17 protein-coding genes are annotated in these 19,837 nt (G+C 68.6%); 3 read left to right on the top strand and 14 right to left on the bottom strand.

Annotation, left to right across the window (positions count from 1 at the left end):
• Positions 1–130 precede the first annotated feature (130 nt).
• The gene (locus tag WMF34_RS35420; protein ID WP_044966576.1) at positions 131–460 is read left to right on the top strand and encodes a PilZ domain-containing protein; all 330 of its coding nucleotides are present in this window, start codon (positions 131–133) and stop codon (positions 458–460) included.
• A gap of 506 nt (positions 461–966) precedes the next feature.
• On the opposite strand, the gene WMF34_RS35425 is transcribed toward WMF34_RS35420, so the two are convergent.
• Positions 967–3,570, bottom strand: coding sequence for a hypothetical protein (locus WMF34_RS35425; protein ID WP_437990600.1), 2,604 nt, complete (start codon positions 3,568–3,570; stop codon positions 967–969).
• A gap of 16 nt (positions 3,571–3,586) precedes the next feature.
• Entirely contained in the window at positions 3,587–4,192 is a 606-nt protein-coding gene (locus WMF34_RS35430; protein WP_437990601.1) for a 5-formyltetrahydrofolate cyclo-ligase, read from the bottom strand.
• A 335-nt stretch (positions 4,193–4,527) separates the two neighbouring features.
• On the opposite strand from WMF34_RS35430, the gene mscL reads away from it, so the two are divergent.
• On the top strand, positions 4,528–4,977 hold the full coding sequence (gene mscL, locus WMF34_RS35435; protein WP_012239586.1) for a large conductance mechanosensitive channel protein MscL: 450 nt from the start codon (positions 4,528–4,530) through the stop codon (positions 4,975–4,977).
• Positions 4,978–5,113: 136 nt separating this feature from the next.
• Here mscL and WMF34_RS35440 read toward each other — a convergent pair whose 3' ends face one another.
• Positions 5,114–6,343, bottom strand: a complete 1,230-nt coding sequence (locus tag WMF34_RS35440) for a phospholipase C (RefSeq protein ID WP_437990602.1) — start codon at positions 6,341–6,343, stop codon at positions 5,114–5,116.
• A 477-nt stretch (positions 6,344–6,820) separates the two neighbouring features.
• Here WMF34_RS35440 and WMF34_RS35445 point away from each other — a divergent pair, with 477 nt between their 5' ends.
• The gene (locus tag WMF34_RS35445; RefSeq protein ID WP_437990603.1) at positions 6,821–7,504 is read left to right on the top strand and encodes a DUF885 family protein; all 684 of its coding nucleotides are present in this window, start codon (positions 6,821–6,823) and stop codon (positions 7,502–7,504) included.
• Here the strand turns inward: WMF34_RS35445 and WMF34_RS35450 are convergent.
• The 11 genes from WMF34_RS35450 to WMF34_RS35500 form a co-directional block, all read right to left on the bottom strand.
• Entirely contained in the window at positions 7,492–10,488 is a 2,997-nt protein-coding gene (locus WMF34_RS35450) for a toxin TcdB middle/N-terminal domain-containing protein (protein WP_437994689.1), read from the bottom strand. The genes WMF34_RS35445 and WMF34_RS35450 overlap by 13 nt on opposite strands.
• Positions 10,489–10,851: 363 nt before the next feature.
• A complete protein-coding gene (locus WMF34_RS35455; protein WP_437990604.1) occupies positions 10,852–11,298 on the bottom strand; it encodes a DUF4265 domain-containing protein in 447 nt (148 codons plus the stop codon).
• An 8-nt stretch (positions 11,299–11,306) separates the two neighbouring features.
• On the bottom strand, positions 11,307–13,541 hold the full coding sequence (locus tag WMF34_RS35460; RefSeq protein WP_437990605.1) for an RHS repeat domain-containing protein: 2,235 nt from the start codon (positions 13,539–13,541) through the stop codon (positions 11,307–11,309).
• A 171-nt stretch (positions 13,542–13,712) separates the two neighbouring features.
• Positions 13,713–15,377 carry an IS66 family transposase gene (gene tnpC, locus WMF34_RS35465; protein ID WP_012234914.1) on the bottom strand — a complete coding sequence of 555 codons (1,665 nt, stop codon included), beginning with the start codon at positions 15,375–15,377 and terminating at the stop codon, positions 13,713–13,715.
• The gene (tnpB, locus tag WMF34_RS35470; protein WP_012234915.1) at positions 15,374–15,796 is read right to left on the bottom strand and encodes an IS66 family insertion sequence element accessory protein TnpB; all 423 of its coding nucleotides are present in this window, start codon (positions 15,794–15,796) and stop codon (positions 15,374–15,376) included. The genes tnpC and tnpB overlap by 4 nt, the downstream gene beginning before the upstream one ends.
• A complete protein-coding gene (gene tnpA / locus WMF34_RS35475; protein WP_012234916.1) occupies positions 15,790–16,128 on the bottom strand; it encodes an IS66 family insertion sequence element accessory protein TnpA in 339 nt (112 codons plus the stop codon). The genes tnpB and tnpA overlap by 7 nt, the downstream gene beginning before the upstream one ends.
• The gene (locus tag WMF34_RS35480) at positions 16,046–16,483 is read right to left on the bottom strand and encodes a hypothetical protein (protein WP_437990606.1); all 438 of its coding nucleotides are present in this window, start codon (positions 16,481–16,483) and stop codon (positions 16,046–16,048) included. The genes tnpA and WMF34_RS35480 overlap by 83 nt, the downstream gene beginning before the upstream one ends.
• 17 nt (positions 16,484–16,500) lie before the next feature.
• The gene (locus tag WMF34_RS35485) at positions 16,501–16,869 is read right to left on the bottom strand and encodes an SMI1/KNR4 family protein (protein WP_080599099.1); all 369 of its coding nucleotides are present in this window, start codon (positions 16,867–16,869) and stop codon (positions 16,501–16,503) included.
• Between the two features lie 86 nt (positions 16,870–16,955).
• Entirely contained in the window at positions 16,956–18,173 is a 1,218-nt protein-coding gene (locus WMF34_RS35490; protein ID WP_044966583.1) for an RHS repeat-associated core domain-containing protein, read from the bottom strand.
• Positions 18,174–18,197: 24 nt separating this feature from the next.
• On the bottom strand, positions 18,198–18,671 hold the full coding sequence (locus tag WMF34_RS35495; protein ID WP_231864420.1) for a hypothetical protein: 474 nt from the start codon (positions 18,669–18,671) through the stop codon (positions 18,198–18,200).
• Positions 18,672–18,685: 14 nt separating this feature from the next.
• Positions 18,686–19,552, bottom strand: coding sequence for an IS4 family transposase (locus WMF34_RS35500; protein WP_012239591.1), 867 nt, complete (start codon positions 19,550–19,552; stop codon positions 18,686–18,688).
• Positions 19,553–19,837 lie beyond the last annotated feature (285 nt).

A 19,837-nucleotide genomic window follows, 5' to 3' on the forward strand; every position in this document is an offset into this window, starting at 1 on the left:
CGCGAGCGGACCGCGCGGAGATCGCGCCCGGCGCCGCGAGCGAACCGCGGGGCTCGCCCGCCCGATGTTTGGCCCGGACGAGCCCCGCGACCTAGGCTCGCCGCGTCACGAGGACACCAAGGAGGCTCCCATGGATCGGAGGCAGGGCGCGCGCGCTCAGGTCGACTTCCCCGTCTCGGCGCTCGTCGATGGCCACCGGCACCGGTGTCGCGCGATCGATCTCTCCCCCACGGGGATGGTCGTCGAGCGCGCGCCCGCGCTGGCAGGCCGGGCGCTGCCTGCCGTGACCCCGTTCGAGCTCGACCTCGGGGTCGGGCGCCCCATCCGGCTGCGCGCCCGCCCGGTCTGGGACCGCGACAACCTGCTCGCCGTCCGCTTCGTGGTCATGAGCGACGCAGACCGGCTCACCATCGCCGAGCACCTCGACCAGCGCGCCCACCGCCACGAACCCCTCCATTAGAGCGACGGTCTCCCGCTTCGGATACGGGCCCACCTCGACGTTTTCGGTGCTCAGCGCACCGGAGTGCGCTTGCGCGCCGAAAACGCCGATCTGGGCCCGTCTCCTGTGCGGGAGACCGCCGCTCTGCTCTGGCTTGCGCGCCGAAAACGGCGAGGTGGGCCCGTATCCGAAGCGGGTGACCGCCGCGCTGCTGCGGGTCGGGGCAGAGGGGGGCGGAAAACGAGGGAGATGGGGCAGACGGGCGGGGGGAACGCCTCGAAACGGAGGGGTGGGGGACGTCCACGACACCATGCTCGGTTGCAAGGATGAAATCGCAGGATTGCACTACCGGGGGGATTTGCCCGGGACATCTATGCGAATTTTAAATCTATTTCCGTCTTCTCGCGGTGGCATGTGAGCTGCTAATTCACGGACGAGCGTTGCTGGTGCGGCCTCTCCCCCCCTAGGCCCCGGCGACGCTTTTTTTCTTTTGTCGCTCGCTGGAGCGACGAGCGATGGGCCACGCGCTACGTGCGTGGCTCTCGTCGTCGGCGGGCAACGGAGATCGACGCCCGCGGAATGCTGGCGGCAGAGCGGCGAAGCTCGTCGAGCGCGTGCTCGGGCAGGCGCGGCGCGCGCGGCTCGGCGGCGCCTGGCTCGGGAGGGGCGGGCGCGCGGGCGCCCAGGTACGGCCAGAGGCTCTCGCGGATGGGCGCCGGCAGGACGTTCTCCAGGTACTCGAGCGCGGTCCCGCGGAGGTGGGCGTCGTCGGCGTGGAGCGCCCTGTAGGCGATCTCGAGCGGCTCGCGCTCCAGGCAGAGCGAGAGGACGCGGAACACGTGCTCCAGGCTGCGGCTCGTCCGCTCGACGAGCAATCGCTCGGCCAGCGGCGCCTCGACCGGAGCCGCGACGCCGGGGGGCTGGGCGTCCCACACCCGGCGGCCGATCGCGATCTCCCGCATCGCCGCCTCGATCACGTCGTCGCGCCGCAGGTGGATCGGCGCGCGCTGCTGGAGGAGCCGCGCGAGCGCGACGCCACACTGAAAACGCACCTCGAAGCGCTCGTCGGCAAGGCCCAGGATCAGGCCGTCGGCGGCGCGCTGGGTGGGACAGGCCTGGAGCACCCGCGGGATGCGGCGCCGGAGGGCGACGCTCACGGACGGATCGAGGAGCGCGTCGGTAAGCTGGCCGGTCGCGCGGGGGGCGACGGCGCGGAGCGCCCGGATCACCTCGGAGGTGAGCCCCTCGCGCTCGAGGAGCGGGAGGAGGTGCGGCACGAGCGCGGGGTCCGGCTCCCGGACGAGCGCCCGGCGGATCCGCTCGGGATCGCCGGAGCGCAGGTCGGCCGTGGCGGCGAGCACCGGATCGGACGCCAGCGCGGCCGACGCGGCGCGCGCGGACAGCGGCCCGTCGACGCCCCTGCGATCACCCGCCGGAGGCCGCGGCGAGTCCCCGGGGGCGGGGCCGGAGAGCGACGCGCGGCCGGAGAGCGGTGAGCGGCCGGAGAGCGGTGAGCGGCCGGAGAGCGGCGGGCCGGGGTGCGACGTGCGATCGCCGTCGGCGGAGGCGCGCCCGGCGTCGTGCCGCGCCGCCGCGGCGTTCCGGAGCGCGGCGAGCTCGGCGAGGACCCTGTCGCGGCTGAGCGCGTCGACGGTGCCGCTCAGGGTGCGGCGGGTGGTCGCGTCGACGACGTTCGTCGGGTCGAGCGAGACGGCGCCGGAGCGCAGGCTGCCCTCGAGCGCGGCGACGTAGCCCCGGTGCAGCCGAGGCGTGAAGAGCAGCGTGACGCCCGCGGCCGCCGCGCCGAGGCCGAGCAGCAGCGGGAGCGACGCGCCCGGGGCGAGCACGAGCAGGGCCATCGCGAGGCCGCTGCCCGCCGCGGTGCCGATCCGGTCGAAGCCGACGTCGATGAGCGTCTTGATCGACCGCTTCTGGTCCGGGGGCAGAGGCGTATAGAGCAGCTCGTAGCCCGACCGGAACAGCGAGTTCCGGAGCACCGCCTCGGTCGCGCGGACGATGGAGGCGGCCCAGAGCCGCGGCGCGACCACCAGGGAGAGGGTGCTCGCGACGACCGCGGCCGGGAGGATGCCGATGGTGGCGGCGAGCCCGAGCCGGTCGAGCGAGAAGGTGGCGGCGAGCGACTGCACGAGGAACGAGAGCACGCTCACCGAGAGGTGGAAGAGCGCGAAGAACGAGAGCAGCGCGTTGCGATCGGTCATCGCGGCGGCCGCCTCGGCGCTGAGGGCCACGTCGAACAGCGCACCACTCACGGCGCCGAGCCCGACGAGCAGGCCGAGGTCCCGCAAGTGGCTGTTGTCGCGCAGCGCGGCGAGCCCCGACCCGCCGGCGCCAACCTGGGTGCGCCCCGCCTCAACCTCGGTGCGCTCCGCCTCAACCTGGGTGCGCCCCGCCTCAACCTCGGTGCGCCCCGCCTCAACCTGGGTGCGCCCCGCCTCAACCTCGGTGCGCCCCGCCTCAACCTGGGTGCGCTCCGCCTCAACCTGGGTGCGCCCCGCCTCAACCTCGGTGCGCCCCGCCCCGCCGGTGGCGCCGGCCGCGCGCGCGAGGCCGGCGCCCAGGTGGTGGGTGGCCCAGGCGGTGAGCGCGCTCACCGCGGAGAGGGCGAGGAGCATCGTCGGAGCGTCGATGAGGCGGCTGGCCCGCCAGGCGAACAGGCCGCCGATCACGCCGCCGACGGTCCCGCCGCCCGCGATGCGCCCGATGGAGTGGCGGGCGGTGTGGGGGTCGAAGCGCTCGTTGACGAGCGACCAGAAGGCGGAGATGAGCGTCGCGCCGAAGACGGCGATGTGCAGGTAGAAGACGAGGGCGGCGGCGCCGGGCGCGCGCCGGGCGAGGGCCCACTCCAGGGCGAGGAGCACGGAGCTCGCAGCGAACGTGGCCGGGACGACGCGCGCGGGGGAGAGCTGGAGGAGCGCGCGCGAGAGCAGGACGACGGCGCCGAACGACAGGGCCGCGCCGGCGGCCATGACCTTGGGGACGTCGGCCGCGCCGAAGCTGGCGAGGAAGAGGGCGTCCCGGGTCGCCCGCCCGGCGACCTGCTGGGCGATCATCGCGCCCGAGGCGATGGCCGCGAGGAGGACGGGCCTGTCGCTCGCGCTGTCCTCTCCCACCTGCGCCCTGGGCATCCTAGGCGGGTTCGGCGGCGAGCACGCGGGCGTCGGTGACGATGGTCCCGAGCGGGACGTCGCCCGGGGTCGCCGGCACCTCGGCGACGAGCTGGAAGTCGAACACGACGCCCACCGCATGCGCCGGGGGGCAGAAGCGCGGCAGGGTGCTGTCGTAGTAGCCGGCGCCATAGCCGATCCGGTGCCCTCGGGCGTCGATCTGCAGGGCGGGCACGACGATGACGTCGAGCGCGGCGGCCTCCTCGTCGGTCGCGTCGGGCTCGCGGAAGCCGAGGCCGCGCTCCTCCATGGCCTCGGGATCCTCGACGAAGCGGAAGGTCATGGCGCGCGACTCGGGGTCGATGGAGGGGTACGCGACCTGGGCGCCGCGGGCGCGCAGCAGCGGATCGAGCTCCCGGAGGTCGACCTCGTTGCGCCCCTCGATCGGGTAGAAGAGCGCGACCCGCCGGGCCGCGACGAGGGCCGGCAGCTCCGCGAGCGCGCGCTGGATCCGGCGCGATCGCTCGAGGATGGCGTCGAGGGGGATGGAGCTGCGGACGGCCCGAGCGCGCTTCCGCAGCTCGGCTTTGGCGCGGTAGCGCAGGGCGGCCTCGGCGTCGGGGTCCATGGCTCGGTGGTTCCTCCGGCGCGCATCCTAGAGAGCCGCCCCGGGCCGGGGAACCGCCATGTGCGAAATCCGTGTGAGGTGGCGCAGTTGGCCCCAGGTGTGGCGCTCTTGCACGGAGGGCGGGGCAGCGGCCGCGAGCGGCTGGCCAGGGGGAGCCCACGGACGAGCCCGGTGGCACCGTTCGTGCTGATGGCGGCGGCCGGCGGCTGCGCGGACGGCGGCGATCGCCGCTGCCGCGCGGTCCGCACAGACAGCTGGTAGTGTCCTGATCGCGGAGAGACGATACCGGAGCGGTGCGATCGCGAGGGCAGGAGCCCCCGACGCCGGAGGAAGCGATGTTCTGGGAGGATTTCAAGAAGTTCGCGATTCGTGGCAATGTCGTCGACATGGCCGTGGGCGTCGTGATCGGCGCGGCGTTCGGCAACATCGTCAAGACGCTGGTGGATCACCTGATCATGCCGCCGATAGGCCTCCTGACGGGCGGCATCGATTTCAGCCGGCACTACATCGTCCTGAAGTCGCCGAGCGGGCCCGGTCCGTACGCGACCCCCGAGGAGATGGTGAAGGCCGGCGCGGTGCTCCTCCAGTACGGGGTCGTCATCAACAGCCTGGTGAGCTTCTTCATCGTCGCGCTCTGCGTCTTCCTCCTGGTGCGGCTCATGGGGAAGCTTCAGAGGCAGCACGCGGAGGAGGTGACGACGAAGGAGTGCCCCGAGTGCGCGATGAGCATCCCCATCAAGGCGGTGCGCTGCGGGCACTGCACGGCGGCGCTGAAGGGCGCGTGACGCGAAACGGAGAGGTCACCGCGCGGGCGGCGCAGCTTCCGCGGCTCGCCGGCGAGCGGGCTCCCCGTCGCGGCAGGGCGCGTCGACGCCGGTGTCGCCCGGGGGGGCGCGCGGCCGCGGATGGCCGCGCTCTGGCTCAATGGTTCTCGACGGGCACGCCGGCCTCGAGCACGGCCTTCTTCAGCGTCAGAATTTCCTGCTGGGCGTCGGTGAGCTCCATCGAGTGAAAGCCGGACGGGGCGGTCGAGCCCATGTGGATCGGGGCGACCGCGGTCTCCAGGATCGGGATACCATCGAGCCTGCGCTGGTCGGTGCGCGGCCTCGGCTCGCTGAGCACGGAGAGCAGGCTCGGAGACGCGGTGACCCGAGGGCTCAGCGCGTTCACGCGATCGGGCGCGAACAGCTCGAGCGCGGTGCGCGCGATGCACGTATGATCGAGTGTTCCGTGGAACGGCACGCCGCGCGGAGCCCACGGCGAGACGACGAGGGCCGGCACGCGAACGCCGAGCGTATCGAACGGCGCCGCCTCGCTCGCGGGCGACGGCGGCGGGCGCACGTGGTCGTAGAACCCGCCATGCTCGTCGTAGGTCACGACCAGCGCCACATGCGGCCAGGCCGGGCTCGCGATCAGGTGGTTGTAGATGCGCGCGATCAGGTTCTGACCGCGCGCCACGTCGGCCGGGGGATGGTCGTCGTTCGCCCAGTTCAGCAGCGCGTCCACGTCCACCAGCGTGAAGTTCGGGTCGATCCACGAGACGCTGGGCAGCGTGCCTTCACGGCAGGCCCTGTAGAACGAGGAGATCTTCGCGATCGGCGGCCCGCGGTGGCCCTTGTATTTCTCGACGGTCCGCAAGAACGCGATGTCGTGCGAGTAATAGCGCCACGAGTCGACCGGCAACAAGTCGAAGAACGTCGCGTGGTCGAACCATTGCAGGTTGCCCGTGCGCCCGCCGCTGGTCCCGCAGAGCGCGAAGAACCGGTTCGGCCACGTCGGGCCCGCGAACGAAGCGAACCACTGGTCGCAAACGACGAACTGTCGCGCCAGGCTATCGTACGTCAGCAGATCGCGCTGGTCGTACCAGCTCATGATCTCGGCGACGTGGCTGTTCGTGCTGTAGCCTTTCACGAAGCCGTCCATCGCGCCGCCGTTGATCTGCCGCACGACCTCCTTCCGGTGGTGATGCGGGCGGATCCGGACTCTCGTGCTCTCGAGATGATATCCAGTGATCGGCGTGCCGTTATCGTCCGAGTTCGTCGCGCCGATCACCCCATCGACGTCCATGCCCGTGCCGCGCAGGTAACCCAGCATGTGATCGAAGGAGCGGTTCTCGAGCATCACGATGACCAGATGACGAATGTCTGCCATGTTCCACCGCTCGCTTTCCCATGCGGCTCAGCGCTGTGCCGGCTGACGCGGCCGCGCAGGGCCAGTTTCACTATCCTGAATTCATCTACCGAGATCTGCCACCGGAGAAGGAGATCCAACGTCTCCGAAGACGTCAAGCCCCAGCTGCGCGGACCTGACCCGGGTTGCCTGAAACTTTTCCATGCGCTCCGACGTCCCCTGAAAAGCGGTGCCAATTCAACAACTTGTCCATGCGCCGAGGGGGCCGCGCTCACGCCGCAGGCCACGGGAGGCATCTTCGGTGCGCGGGTACGTTGCTCCTCTGCTTCCGGTTGGCGCTCCAGGGCCATCTCGGCCCTGCTCGACGACCGCATCCCGCCGCCGCGCCGAGCCACGGCCCTCGCACGGCTCCGGCGGTACGCCGGGCTGGAGGCGAGCCACGCGCCCATCGCCGAGCTGGCGAGGAAGAGGCTCGACCAGGAGCTCGGGAAGCCCGGCTTGCCGGCGACCTCCAGGATGGAGATCGAGCGGCACCTCGCCACCAACGCCCGCGTGCGGGAGGGACTCGGTGAGCTCTTCCGGAAATACGCCATCAGCGGCCACGAAGAGCCGCTGGCAGCGCTGAATCGTCAGCTCGAGACGTACGACGCGGCGCTGCGCAAGGACGTCCTCCCGAAGGCGCGGACCGACTTCGCGCTGCCGCCGCCGCTCTACGCGTACATGCTCGAGCTGCATGGCGTCGACATCCCGCCCTCCGCGCTCGCCCGGCTGACCCACGCCGCCTTCGACGATCTGAAGGCGCAGATGCAGAAGCTCTCGCTGCCCCTCGCGAAAGCGCGCCACTTGCCGAGCGCGGACTACCGGGACGTGATCCGCGCCCTGAAGAAAGAGCAGCTCGTGGGCGAGGCGATCTTGCCGCATTACAAGGAGCGGCTCGCCCAGATCGAAGAGATCATCCGGAAGGAGCGCCTCGTCACGCAGCCGGAGCGGCCGGCGCGCATCCGGCTCGGCACCGCCGCCGAGAGCGCCGAGATGCCGGCGCCGCGCATGCGGCCGCCGCGGCTGCTCGACAACCAGGGAGAAGCGGGGGAGTTCGTGCTTCCGCTCAGCCTGCCAGGGCGCCCTCTGATCAGCTGCGGAGGATCGACGATTTCACCCATGCCGCGGCGTCATGGACGCTGACCGCCCACGAGGCGCGCCCCGGGCACGACCGACCGGTACGTCTGCTCCCGGATCGCATGATCCTCGCGCCATCCGTCGCACCCAGCCGGAACCGGCGTGGGACACGCCTGCGGCACGTACCGGTAGCTCGCCTGGTCCTTCGTCAGGATGTTGCCAATCTCGTCGTACGCGAACGACAGCCGGTACCGGTACTGCCAGTCTCTCCGGTCCTGGTACGTCCCGCTCGCCGAGATCAGCTGGTACAGATCGTCGTACCCGTACTCCTGCGTCGTCGGCCCCACCAGCACCGACCCCGGCATGTCCTGCTCGTACGGCACCTCGTTCCGCACCCGCTCCAGGTTGCCCGCCACATCGTACTCGTACCGCATCCGCTGGAACGCCCGCGCCGGCCGGCCGCGCTCCGCGAGGTACCGGTCGCGGTGGTCCGCGTTGATCTCCTGAAGCCGTCGCGACTTCTCGTAATACCGATACGACGTCGCGATCCCGTTGCCGTGCACCACCCTCACCCGTTGCTCGAACTCGTCGTACCCGATGTGCTGCAGGTACTGCGTCACCGCGGGCTCGTCCGGATGCTGCGGGTTCGTCTGCGTGTTCGTTCCCACCGCCGACCGCACAAGGCCCCCTCGGTCGTAGCCGTACGTCACCACCTCCGCACCGGAGCCAGGGAACTTCATCGACAGCAGCCGCCCGAACCCGTCGAAGTCGTACTCCATCGTCGCCTGGTACGGCCCCCGGTGCGGCTCCCTCAGCCGGGGGAACTCCGTCGTCAGCTTCGCCACGTTCCCCAGCCGGTCATACCAGAACGTCCTCGTCCCCGCCTCGCTCTGCTCCTCCACCAGCCGCCCGGCCCGGTTGCCGTGATCATCGCCTGCCTCGCCCGGCGCGCCGTACACATACGTCACGTCCGTCGAGTCCGGGTAGTTCACCCGCGTGAGCCGGTTGAAGTCGTACTCGTACCGGATCAGCTTGTTCGCGCCTTCCGCCAAGAGCTTCGCCGTCTGCCGCGCACCGACGTTGCCCGACCGATCGTAGCGCCACTCCGTGCGCCCCATGTCCGGGCTGGTCAGCGTCACCATCCGCCCCAGTGTGTCGTACGCCGCCGTCGTCACGTTCCCGCGCGCGTCCGTCACCCGCACCAGCTCGTCGACCGCGCTGTACCCGTACCGCGTCATCAGCGTCGTCCACGCCTCCGACCCGCGCAGCCGATTGCGCTCCTCGACCGCCACGATCGCGTTGTCCACCTCCTGGTACGCCTTGCGCACCTTCCCCTTCGGGTCGACCTCCGTCGCCACGAACATCGCCACGCCGTCGAGCTCGTCGATACCGTAGCTCGTCGTCGTCACCGCCTCGCCGCCCTCGGCCTCGTCGTCCGGCTCCCTCCGCTCGACGATGCGCGAGAGCACGTCGTACTCGAACGTCGTCGGGTGCTTCAGCGCCACGTCCACGAACGCCGTCGCCTCCCCCGTCGCGAACACCGGCTGCCCCTGCTGCCAGACGCGCCCCCGCTCGTCCAGCACCACCCGGCCGCTCACGCTCATGCCCACGATAGGCGCGGCCCCCGTCCCTGGGTCCTTCTCCAGGTCCTTCTTCGTCTGGATCACCCGGTCCAGCCCGTCGATGAACGTCACCGTGTCGATCGGATCCCCCGGGTGCTGCACGTCCTTGTGCCGCGTCCGCGCCCACGCCGGCATCGCGACGCTCTCCCCGGGCTGGAGCGCATACTCGAACGCGATCGTCGCCTCCGCCGCCGCCAGCGGGTCGTCCGGACCGAACACGGCCCGCAGCCGCCCGAACGCATCGAAGTCGTAGTGGACCTCATGGCCGTTGACGTCCCGCACCGCGCTCACCGCGCCGTAGCGGTAGTCCGACCACGTCTCCGAGAGGTATCCGAACGAGTCCTCCACCCGGGAGAGGTACGTCTCCGCCACATCGTCGTACTCGTACGTCAGCGTGAAGCCCCGCGGCTCGATCGCCTGCTCCAGGTTGCCGTACGCGTCGTGCGAGAACTCCCATGTTGGATTCGTCGCTGCGTCGCCCGTGTACGGCGCGCCCGTCGCCGGATCCTTGCCCCCGATCACCGTGCTCGTGATCCACTTCAACGCCCCGGTCACCTCGTCGTACCCCGCGGTGCGCTCCCGCAGCAGCCTCCCCGCGCTGTCGCGCGCCTCCACGCTGTCCGCTCGCACCACGTGCGGCCCGTCGTACGTCACGTAGTGGATCGTGGTCGTGACGTCGTCCTCCAGCGTGCCTGGCTCGCCGTGCTCGATCACCTCGATGAGGTTGCCGCGGTCGTCCCAGTCCCGCTCCTCGCTCGTCTGTTTGCCAGGCGCGCTCGGGTCCGTCGTCTTGCCCTCGTACCACGACATCGTCCTCAGCTCTTCCCCGGGGAAGAACGAGCCCGTCAGCGTCGCCTGCGCCCCGGGCGCGCGATAGGCCACCTCTTGCCGGCTGAACAGCCGCCCCTCGGCGTCCTGCTCGATCACCTCGGCCACGAGCCCGCGCCGGTAATAGTCCTGGTTGTGGTACCGCGTCACGATCTGCGAGCCGTCCTCGCGCGTCGCCGTCACCTGCGCAAAGCCGTAGTCCTCCCGCTCCGCCCGGTCGTAGAACCCGCTCTGGTGGTAATCGAACGTGTGCACGTACGCCGGCGTGCCCATCCCGTCCTCCACCTCCACCCGCGACAGCACCCACTTGCTGCCGGGCATGTCCACGCTCAGCTCGTCCGGGCTGCTCGCATACGCCACCTTGTTCCCCTCACGCGCATAGTCCAGCCGGATGCTGCCGCCAAGCGGACGCACCACCCGCGACAGCCGGTTGGTCTTGCCCGTCAGGTTCAGCCGCGCACGAAGCGCCGGGTCGCTCTCGCGCAGCATCCCCTCGCTCAGCTTCAGCACGTGATCCGCCGTCCCGTCCCCGTCCACGTCCTCCCATGCGAGCTCGCTCCGTCCGTCGGAGAGCCCCGATGACCTCCGTCCCCTCGGGATCGATGATACAGAGGAGGTTTCCCTCGATGTCGCGACCGGTCACCGTCTCATGCCGGACCGATTCCTCCCCGGTCGCAATCGCTCCGCTCTCCGCCACCACCCAGTAGGCCGGCCGAGGGCATCGAGGGGACGCCATTGTCGAGCAATAGCCTGGCGAGGGGGTGATGCGGGGGCGGGCATGCGAGACGTTCGCGCACGTCCCCTCGGCCGCCGCGATGTTCAGGCGCTCGCGGGGCTCACGCGCTTACCGCGTCGGGCTCGACGTGTCGGGAGATGCTCGGCGCGCGCGGTGTCCACGTACAGACGAAGCCTGAGTGCCGGTCGTGCGGGGACATGCGGGGGCGGGCGGCGCGAGCACGGCGTTCAGTCTTGCTCGTGGCGCAACGATGGAAACGCTACTGCGACCGAGTCGCTGTCTAGATGCGCCAATGCCGCATCGACAGCCTCAATTCGGACCGATTCTGGAACCTCGACCGAGTACACCCCTAAGTCCTCAAGCCCCACGGTGTTACAGCCAAGCTCCCGCAACTCGGCCAGAACCGCGCTAATCGTCTCCGACTGCCTCATCCGCAGCAACCAAACAGTACTCCGTCCGGATTTCACAACATGCTTCCAGCCGATCACCTTATAGCTCCCGGCCTCAAGCGTGGCACCGATCACGTCTCCAACCGATAGCCCTTTCACGAACAACGGTGGAACCTGTGCGACGTAGCCCTCGGGCGCCACTCGGAACGGTAGCGACTCAACCGCCACTGGAGGCCAGTCATCCTCCACGTCGAGGGGAAAGGAAAGAGACACAATGGATTCCATCGGGCTAGTCATTTGGCGTGCCTTCCTGCGTGACATTCCGGGCAGACCACCACTGGCCTGCTATGGCGTCCGCCGCCTTCCACGATCGGCGGATCGTGATGAACTTGTGCCTGGTTGGGCGGCGTGCGTACTCCCTTTTGGCTCGGGATGTTCTGCACCGGTGCACCGCAGTCCGTACACGCCATCTGACCACCTTTCTGCGCCGCATTCTCCGCCTTTGCCGCCGCCTTCTGACTCTTCGTGAAATCACCGATCCGCCTTCCAGAGGCCGTCTTCTCCACTCCACCGCCTGCGGCGCCTGTAGATGATGCTGGCTGCTTTCCAGCCGTCTGCCCCGGCTGCGCCGGGGGTGCCGCCTGCGGAGAACTCGCCGGCTTCGCCGCTGGCGCCGGTTGCGGACCCTTCGCTGGCTGCACCGCCTGCGGCGGCTGCGCAGGTGCGGCTGCTGGCTGCGCCGGCGGCCGAGCAGCCTGCTGCTGCATGACGAACCTGAACAGCAGCCGGCGCATGCCGTCCCCGATACCGCGAGACGTGCGACCCGCCGCCGCAGCGCCAGCGTTCATCCGCTGCAGCATCTGCTCCTGGTGGAACTTCTGCCCCGCCGGCCCGTTGAAGCAGCTCGGGTGCCGGCACCCGTTGGCCCCGGGAGGGAAGTTCCGATGCGCCCCTTGCGCGCTCCGCCCATCCGGGTCGACCAGGTTCACCGGGTTGTTCAGCGTGTAGCTGTACAGCCCGAGGTTCCCGGGGTTGAACACCCCTCCGCTCGGCCCTCCGTCCATGTACTCGTCCAGGATCGGATCCGGGCTCAGCCACACACTGCTCCTCGGGTCGTAGTACCGCGCCCCGAAGTAGTACAGCCCCGTCGCCTGGTCCAGCTCCTTCCCCGTGAACACGTACGCCCGCCTCAGCTCGTACCGCGAGTCCGACGCGTCGATCCACAGCTCTCCGCTCGGGAAGTACTCGTCCCGCTGCGTCAGCGTCTGCTCGTTGTTCGACGCGAAGCTCGTGCTGCCCAGGTGGTCCGGGTGGTAATACAGCGTCGGCGGGTCACGGAACCAGTCCGGATCCATCTTGCTCGCTATCCGCGTCTGCCCCGCGTAGATGTGCTTCGTGACAAACCGCCCGTCCCGCAACGTCAGGTGCTGGTCGTGGTATGCCGTCTCCTCCTCGCCGCTCACGTGGTGCAGGTGCACCCGCCGCTCGCCGTCGCCGTCGTACAGCATCCGTGACAGCACCTGGCCGTTCTGCGACACCCGCGTGACGCGGTTCTCCTCGTTCCACTCCGTCGCACGCGTACCCGAGCCAGGGTAAGTCCAGCCCGTCTGGTTGCCGCTCGCGTCGTAGCTTATCACCCGCGACCACGGGGCCGACTCCGCCACGAGCTGCTCGTCGATGCGCCTCGGCGCGTGCGGCTGCGGGCCCGGGTACTGGTACTCCGACCGGTACGTCTGCTCCCGGATCGCATGATCCTCGCGCCATCCGTCGCACCCAGCCGGAACCGGCGTGGGACACGCCTGCGGCACGTACCGGTAGCTCGCCTGGTCCTTCGTCAGGATGTTGCCAATCTCGTCGTACGCGAACGACAGCCGGTACCGGTACTGCCAGTCTCTCCGGTCCTGGTACGTCCCGCGCGCCGAGAGCAGCTGGTACAGATCGTCGTACCCGTACTCCTGCGTCGTCGGCCCCACCAGCACCGAGCCCGGCATGTCCTGTTCGTACGGCACCTCGTTCCGCACACGCTCCAGGTTGCCCGCCACATCGTACTCGTACCGCATCCGCTGGAACGCCCTCGCCGGCCGCCCGCGCTCCGCGAGGTACCGGTCGCGGTGGTCCGCGTTGATCTCCTGAAGCCGTCGCGACTTCTCGTAATACCGATACGACGTCGCGATCCCGTTGCCGTGCACCACCCTCACCCGCTGCTCGAACTCGTCGTACCCGATGTGCAGCAGGTACTGCGTCACCGCGGGCTCGTCCGGGTGCTGCGGGTTCGTCTGCGTGTTCGTTCCCACCGCCGACCGCACAAGGCCCCCTCGGTCGTAGCCGTACGTCACCACCTCCGCCCCGGAGCCAGGGAACTTCAGCGACAGCAGCCGCCCGAACCCGTCGAAGTCGTACTCCATCGTCGCCTGGTACGGCCCCCGGTGCGGCTCCCTCAGCCGGGGGAACTCCGTCGTCAGCTTCGCCACGTTCCCCAGCCGGTCATACCAGAACGTCCTCTTCCCCGCCTCGCTCTGCTCCTCCACCGTAAGCGCCCGGCCAACGCCATGGGCACAGCCCCTTGCGGCTCTCGCCGGGGTCGACGATGCTGGGCGCGGGGCGGCGTCGGCCCACGACTCGGCGCGGGCACAGACGGTCCTGAAAGAAGGCCCGGCGAAGCGGCATCCGCCTGCGTCGCCGGCCGAGGCTCGCGTTGTTCAGGTCGCGTCGGTATCGCCGGCGCTCGGAGCAGCGCGCGACGATCTCGCCCATGCGTCGGGCAGCAACTCGTCCAGGCGGTCGCGCTGCCAGCCCGCCTGCAACCTGCCGATGACGTCTGTCGCCCAGGCGAGCGGGTTGACTCCGTGCATCCGACACGAGCCGAAGATCGTATAGCCGATGGCCAGGCGCTGAGCGCCCTTATCGGAGCCCGCGAATAAATAGTTTTTTCTTCCGAGGGCTACACGTCTTAGCTGCCGCTCGACTTCGCCGTTGTCTATCTCGAAGCGTCCATCCGTGAAGCAGCGCCGCCACGCAGCCGCCTGATTGATGGCGTACTGGGTAGCGATGCAGAGCGGCGTACCTGGTACGAGCCGAAGGTGCAGCTCGTGAATCCACTGATACAGCTCGTCCACAACGGGGAGCGACCGCTCCTGCCGGCGCGCCAGCCGCGCCTCCGTGGACAGCGCCTCCTCTTTGCAGGTCGACTCGATTCGGTAGATGGCTTTGAAGTACGAGAGCGCTACCGCCGCTCGCGCGTCGCCACCCTTGGCCGCCTTCTCGAACTTGGCGCGGATGTGCATCCCGCAGCCGAGCCGACGCTCCTCGGGCACGATCATCTCGCCGTCGTCGCCTCCGCGGAGCATCGCGCCATAGCCCGCGTACCCATCGCCCTGCAAGTAGCCGGTGAAGCCCTGCAGCAGCGCGGCTGGATGCTTCGCCTTCCAGTCCGGTGCGTACAGGAACGCCACGAGACCCGCCCCGACGAAGGCCCAGATATGACCTCGCTTCACCCCCGCCGGATGATCTCGATCCAGCACCCGCATCCCCGTGTCGTCGGCGCGCAAGTAGAACGAGTCCAGCACCCGCTCCGCGATCCTCTCAGCCACCGGAGCGAGCACGTCGAGCGCGAAGGCCGACCAGTCGCCCAGAGTCGACGGAGACAGCGACACGCCGAAGCGAGCGTATTGCTGCGACTGCCGGTACAGCGGCATCGAGTCCTCGAACTTCTCGACAAGGATGCTGGCGAGCAGCCCCGGTCCCGGACGCCCTCGGTCCATCACCTTCTCGCTGTCCGCCGTCGTTACACCCTGCTCCGGGCAGCGCGGGCAGGCGAGCTTCTCCCGCTGCTCCTCGATGATCTTGAACTGCGCCGGCACGAACTCGAGCACTTCGCTCGTACGATGGCCAATGCACTTCTTGTCCGCGCCGCACTGCGGGCACGTCCGCTCGGCCTCGGGGACGGGCACCACGCGCGTCTCACGCGGAAGGTGTTCGGGAAGCGGCGCGCGCCCGCCCCGTCCTCGCGGCGGCTTCGGCGGCTCAGGGGGTTGCGGCACCAGCCCCTGCTCCGGCTGCGGCGCAGCGTCCGCGCCGAGCTCCGAGCCCGCCGCCCCCGGCGGAGCTTCCGCCCCGAGCTCGGCGAACATCAGCATCAGCTGCTCGGTAGAGACCTGCTGGCTCTTGCGGCCGTACAGCTCGCGCAGCGCGCTTGCGAGCCTCGCCGAGAGCGCGGTGTTCTTGTCGCGCAGCTGGACCAGCAGTCCGAGCACCAGGTCGATGAGCTCCGGAAGCTGCCCGGCGGCCGCCAGCTGCTCGAGCTTGCTCCGCACGTCCGCCAGATCGGCGGGCAGTTGTGCCTGGGACTGAAGAGGACTGGTCACGTGGCGCGCGAGATAGCTATCCCACGCGCATCCATCAAGCTTTGCTTCGACGGAGCAATTTTTCTCACGCTGGGTCTCCAGCGCTTGCGCCGCACGGCCTCGGACAGGTCGAACCCTTCGAGCATCAGCGACAGCTCGGCCGCCTCGACCTCGACGTGGGTGGCCCCCTTGGGCAGGTCGCGGGCGAGGTGGAAGCGCCCGCGGGCCAATTTTTTCGCCACGATCATGTAGCCGGTGCGGTCCCAGAACAAGACGCGCACCTGGTCACCACGCCGATTCCTGAACACGAACAGATGCCCGCAGAGCGGGTCAGCTCCGAAGCGCTGAGAGACCAAGGCCGACAGCCCATCAAAGCTCTTGCGCAGGTCCGTGGGCTCGGCTGCGATGTACACGCGCACCGACGGCGGCAGCGTCAGCATGGCGTCTCCTCGGCCGCGAGCGCCAGGACCCGCTCGAGCGTGGCCGGGTCGAAGCCCGGCCGGACCCGCACCACCCGCCCGTTGGGCAGCGCGATCTCGATCGGCTCCGGCGCGACGATCGATGCGTCCGCCACCACGTGGACCGGCAGAAAGCGCGGTGCTTCGGTCAACGACGACGGCGAGGGCTGTGAGGGCCGGTCAGCTCGCAGCTTCCAGCGCCACCAGTAGAGCTGCTTCGGCTTGTATCCTTCACGCCGCGCGAACCTCTCGGCGCTCAGCCCGCTGCGCTCCCATCGCTCCACCCGCTCGGCCCACTCCGCCTTCGTCGCCATCGCTTCCTCCTTCGCGATGGGGATAGGTAACCGGCGCCACGCCAACGATCACGATGGCGTTGGTCGGGCGCTTACCCTCCACCAGCCGCCCGGCCCGGTTGCCGTGCTCGTCGCCCGCCTCGTCCGGCGCGCCGTACACATACGTCACGTCCGTCGAGTCCGGGTAGTTCACCCGCCTGAGCCGGTTGTAGTCATACTCGTACCGGATCAGCTTGTTCGCGCCTTCCGCCAAGAGCTTCGCCGTCTGCCGCGCACCGACGTTGCCCGACCGATCGTAGCGCCACTCCGTCCGCCCCATGTCCGGGCTCGTCAGCGTCACCATCCGTCCCAGCGTGTCGTACGCCGCCGTCGTCACGTTCCCGCGCGCGTCCGTCACCCGGCGTCGCTAGTAAAGTCTGGAGACAGCTCATCGAGGTAAAGCTGGCTCAAGAATTGGTCGAAACTCTCTGACACCGGGAACATAGAGCCACCGTACCCATCCCAGAAAACGACGCCTCCTGACGGAGTCAAGCAGAACACGTCGGCGCCTTCGGTGGTCGCGATGGGTATCAAACCAGCGGGAAGATCGCTACCATTCGCCAGATTCCATGCAAGATCATAACACTCCATCGGATGACCAACTCCGAAGAAGAAGTGTATACGCGCATAAGGACTCGCCTCGCACATCGGAACGACCACAAGATCTCGCTCTGGACGACCACCATTCCTTATCAAGAGGAATTTGCGGTAGCCATCAGGCAAGACAAGACCGAACTACTGCTCGACAATTTCAACGTCGCTTCCGACGACAGGTTTAGCCGCTTCATGAGTACGTATCATCGTCACTCCTACTTGGCTGAAACAAACCCACCCGTGTGCCCGGTCTTCTGGTGAATAGCTCTCGGGACGAGCTGCATCGTCCTCCCGTCCTGGTGATGATGCCGCGTCATCCCTGACGGTGTCTCCTTCAAACCTGCCGCCCGGTTCGCGGCAGCGAAGTCGCCAGGCCGTGTTCCCGAAGGAGTAATCTTCACCTCGGCCGCCACTACCCCGGCTGCCCGGAAGTCGGGAAATCCCTTCGAATCGAAGGGTACGCCTGTGACCGGGTGAGGCTTCCCAGCCAAGTGGCCATTTCGCACCGGTGCGCTGACTCCTGCCTTCGCAGTTGTTGAGGATGAGTCCGATTGCTGGGGTGCAGCTTGCGGCGGCTTCGCTGGCTGCGCCGCCACGGGCGCCTTCGCTGGCTGCGCCGCCACGGGCGCCTTCGCTGGCTGCGCCGCGGATGCCTTCGCCGGCTGTGCTGGCGGTGCTGGCCGCGGTGGCTGCGCCGGCGGCGGTGGGGGCGACGAGGGCGCCCGCTGCTGGGCAGCAGGCGGAGGCACCGGCGCAGGCGCTGAGCTCGTGGGTACCTTACCCTGCGCCTGCTGCTCCGCGATGCGCTGTGCCTGTATTATCTGGTTATAACGAGCGGCCTCAGGTCCGTACCAGCCATTCGGGCTCCGCTCGCCATTGCTACCAGGCGGGAAGTTCCGGTGCCCCCCTTGCGCCTGACGCCCATCCGGGTCGACCAGGTTCACCGGGTTGTTCAGCGTGTAGCTGTACAGCCCCAGGTTCCCCGGGTTGAACACCCCTCCGCCCGGCCCTCCCTCCATGTACTCGTCCAGGATCGGATCTGGGCTCAGCCACACACTGCTCCTCGGGTCGTAGTACCGCGCCCCGAAGTAGTACAGCCCCGTCGCCTGGTCGAGCTCCTTGCCCGTGAACACGTACGCTCGCCTCAGCTCGTACCGCGAGTCCGACGCGTCTATCCACAGCTCTCCGCTCGGGAAGTACTCGTCCCGCTGCGTCAGCGTCTGCTCGTTGTTCGACGCGAAGCTCGTGCTGCCCAGGTGGTCCGGGTGGTAGTACAGCGTCGGCGGGTCACGGAACCAGTCCGGATCCATCTTGCTCGCTATCCGCGTCTGCCCCGCATAGATGTGCTTCGTCACGAACCGACCGTCCCGCAGCGTCAGGTGCTGGTCGTGGTACGCCGTCTCCTCCTCGCCGCTCACGTGGTGCAGGTGCACCCGACGCTCGCCGCATCCACCTCATCACTCCTTTTGAAGAATGGATGCGAGTTCTGGAAACCCGCGCCGAGCGATCTGCATCTCGTCCTCGGATAGCAACATATATGCCTCGCGCTCATGCGAAATCGTAACGAGCAACACATCTCCGCTGCGGCGGAGGAAACAGGGGTCCTCCGGTGCGGCGGGATGAATCCAGCTGAATAAGCTGGCCGCTTGTTGCTTCATCCGTTCCAGAAGCCCCTCGCCAGCGGAGTATCGATAAACAGTAGCCTCGTCGGCATACAGCACTGTCCCAGGCCATTCTTTTTCCCGGGAAGCATCCAAGAGAAAAGGGCTCAGGAGGTCCAGCTGGCTCTTGATAGAATCTCCCGGATCTAGTTGCGGATCCCGTACGACCAGAAGCATCGTCGGAGCTATCATACAACAAAATTCTACCAGCTGTCCGTACACGACCCCTCCTGGCTCATCCGTAAAAACGTAGCAGTCCATTTCTTTCATTCCTTGCATCGTCTTCACTTGACGGGGATGTGGTCGACCGGACCCACGTGACCGTGCGGCTTTTGTCCAGGCCCGGGCGTGGAACTCGGCGATCTCAGCGGGTGGGCCTCGGGCCCTCGCACCTGGCGATAGAGCGAGTGCGTTCGCTTCTTGACCGTGTTGACCTTCAGAGTTCGATCGAGCCCGGAGGCCTCGCTGGCGGCGCCGAGCAGCGTCAAGAGCGTGTGCGCCATGGCGACCAGCAGCAGGAGCCGATCGCGCCGGGCCGCATCGCGGATGTGCGTCGCCGACAGCCCCATGCCGAAGTGGAGGTCCTTGGTGTCGCGGAAGGTCTCCTCGATCGTGAACCGCCGGCCATAGAGCTTGACCACCTCCGTCGCCTTCGTGGTCGCGAGCGACGTCGCCAGGCACCATGCCTCCTTCATGCGCGCCGCCTTCACGAGCACCACGGCGCCCACGGCGGCACGCTTGTCCGTCACTCGCGCGCCGACCAACGACTTCGGCCGGCCGTTCGACGGCACCCAGTCCTCGGCGGGACGCACCGCGCCCTCGGCCGATTCAACGAAAATGCAGCCTCGGAACCGGATGACGAAGTCCCAGCCGAACGCTTCCAAGAGCGCGTAGAGCTCCTGGTAGCCGAACGCCCGGTCGGCCAGGAGCGTGATGTTCGCGTTCTCGGGCAGCCAGGTGTGCAGCCGCTCGACCATCTCCAGTTCATGTCCGGTGCGCTGATCCTTCAGCGCCGACTTCTTTACCGTCTTCCAAGCCAGCGGCATCGCCCGACCGTGGGTCGTCACCATGTAGGCGCAGAGCGTCGTGTGGTCGTCCTTGTCGAAGTCGGTCCAGTCGAGGGCGATGAGAATCGACGCGTTCTCTCCCACGACGAATCGGACAGAGCGCCAGCACGATGTCGAGCGACAGGGCGTCGTTACCCAACATGCGGTCGACCTGCTTGACGCCGCTCTTGGCGGTGATCTGCGCGACGTTCGCGTAGGCCTGCCCGATGGCGTGGATCGACAGGACGGCGGCGTTCAGGACCCCGGCGACGCCGTTTGCCAGCGACAGCACGCGCAAGGCGTGCAAGTCGGCGCCGAAAACGCGGTCCACGAACTCCCGGGTGTGCTCCAGACCGAGCTTGTCTCGGTCGGGCTTCTGGGTCGAAAGCG

Origin of the sequence: Sorangium sp. So ce145 (assembly GCF_051525985.1) — a bacterium.
Lineage (GTDB): Bacteria > Myxococcota_A > Polyangia > Polyangiales > Polyangiaceae > Sorangium > Sorangium cellulosum_B.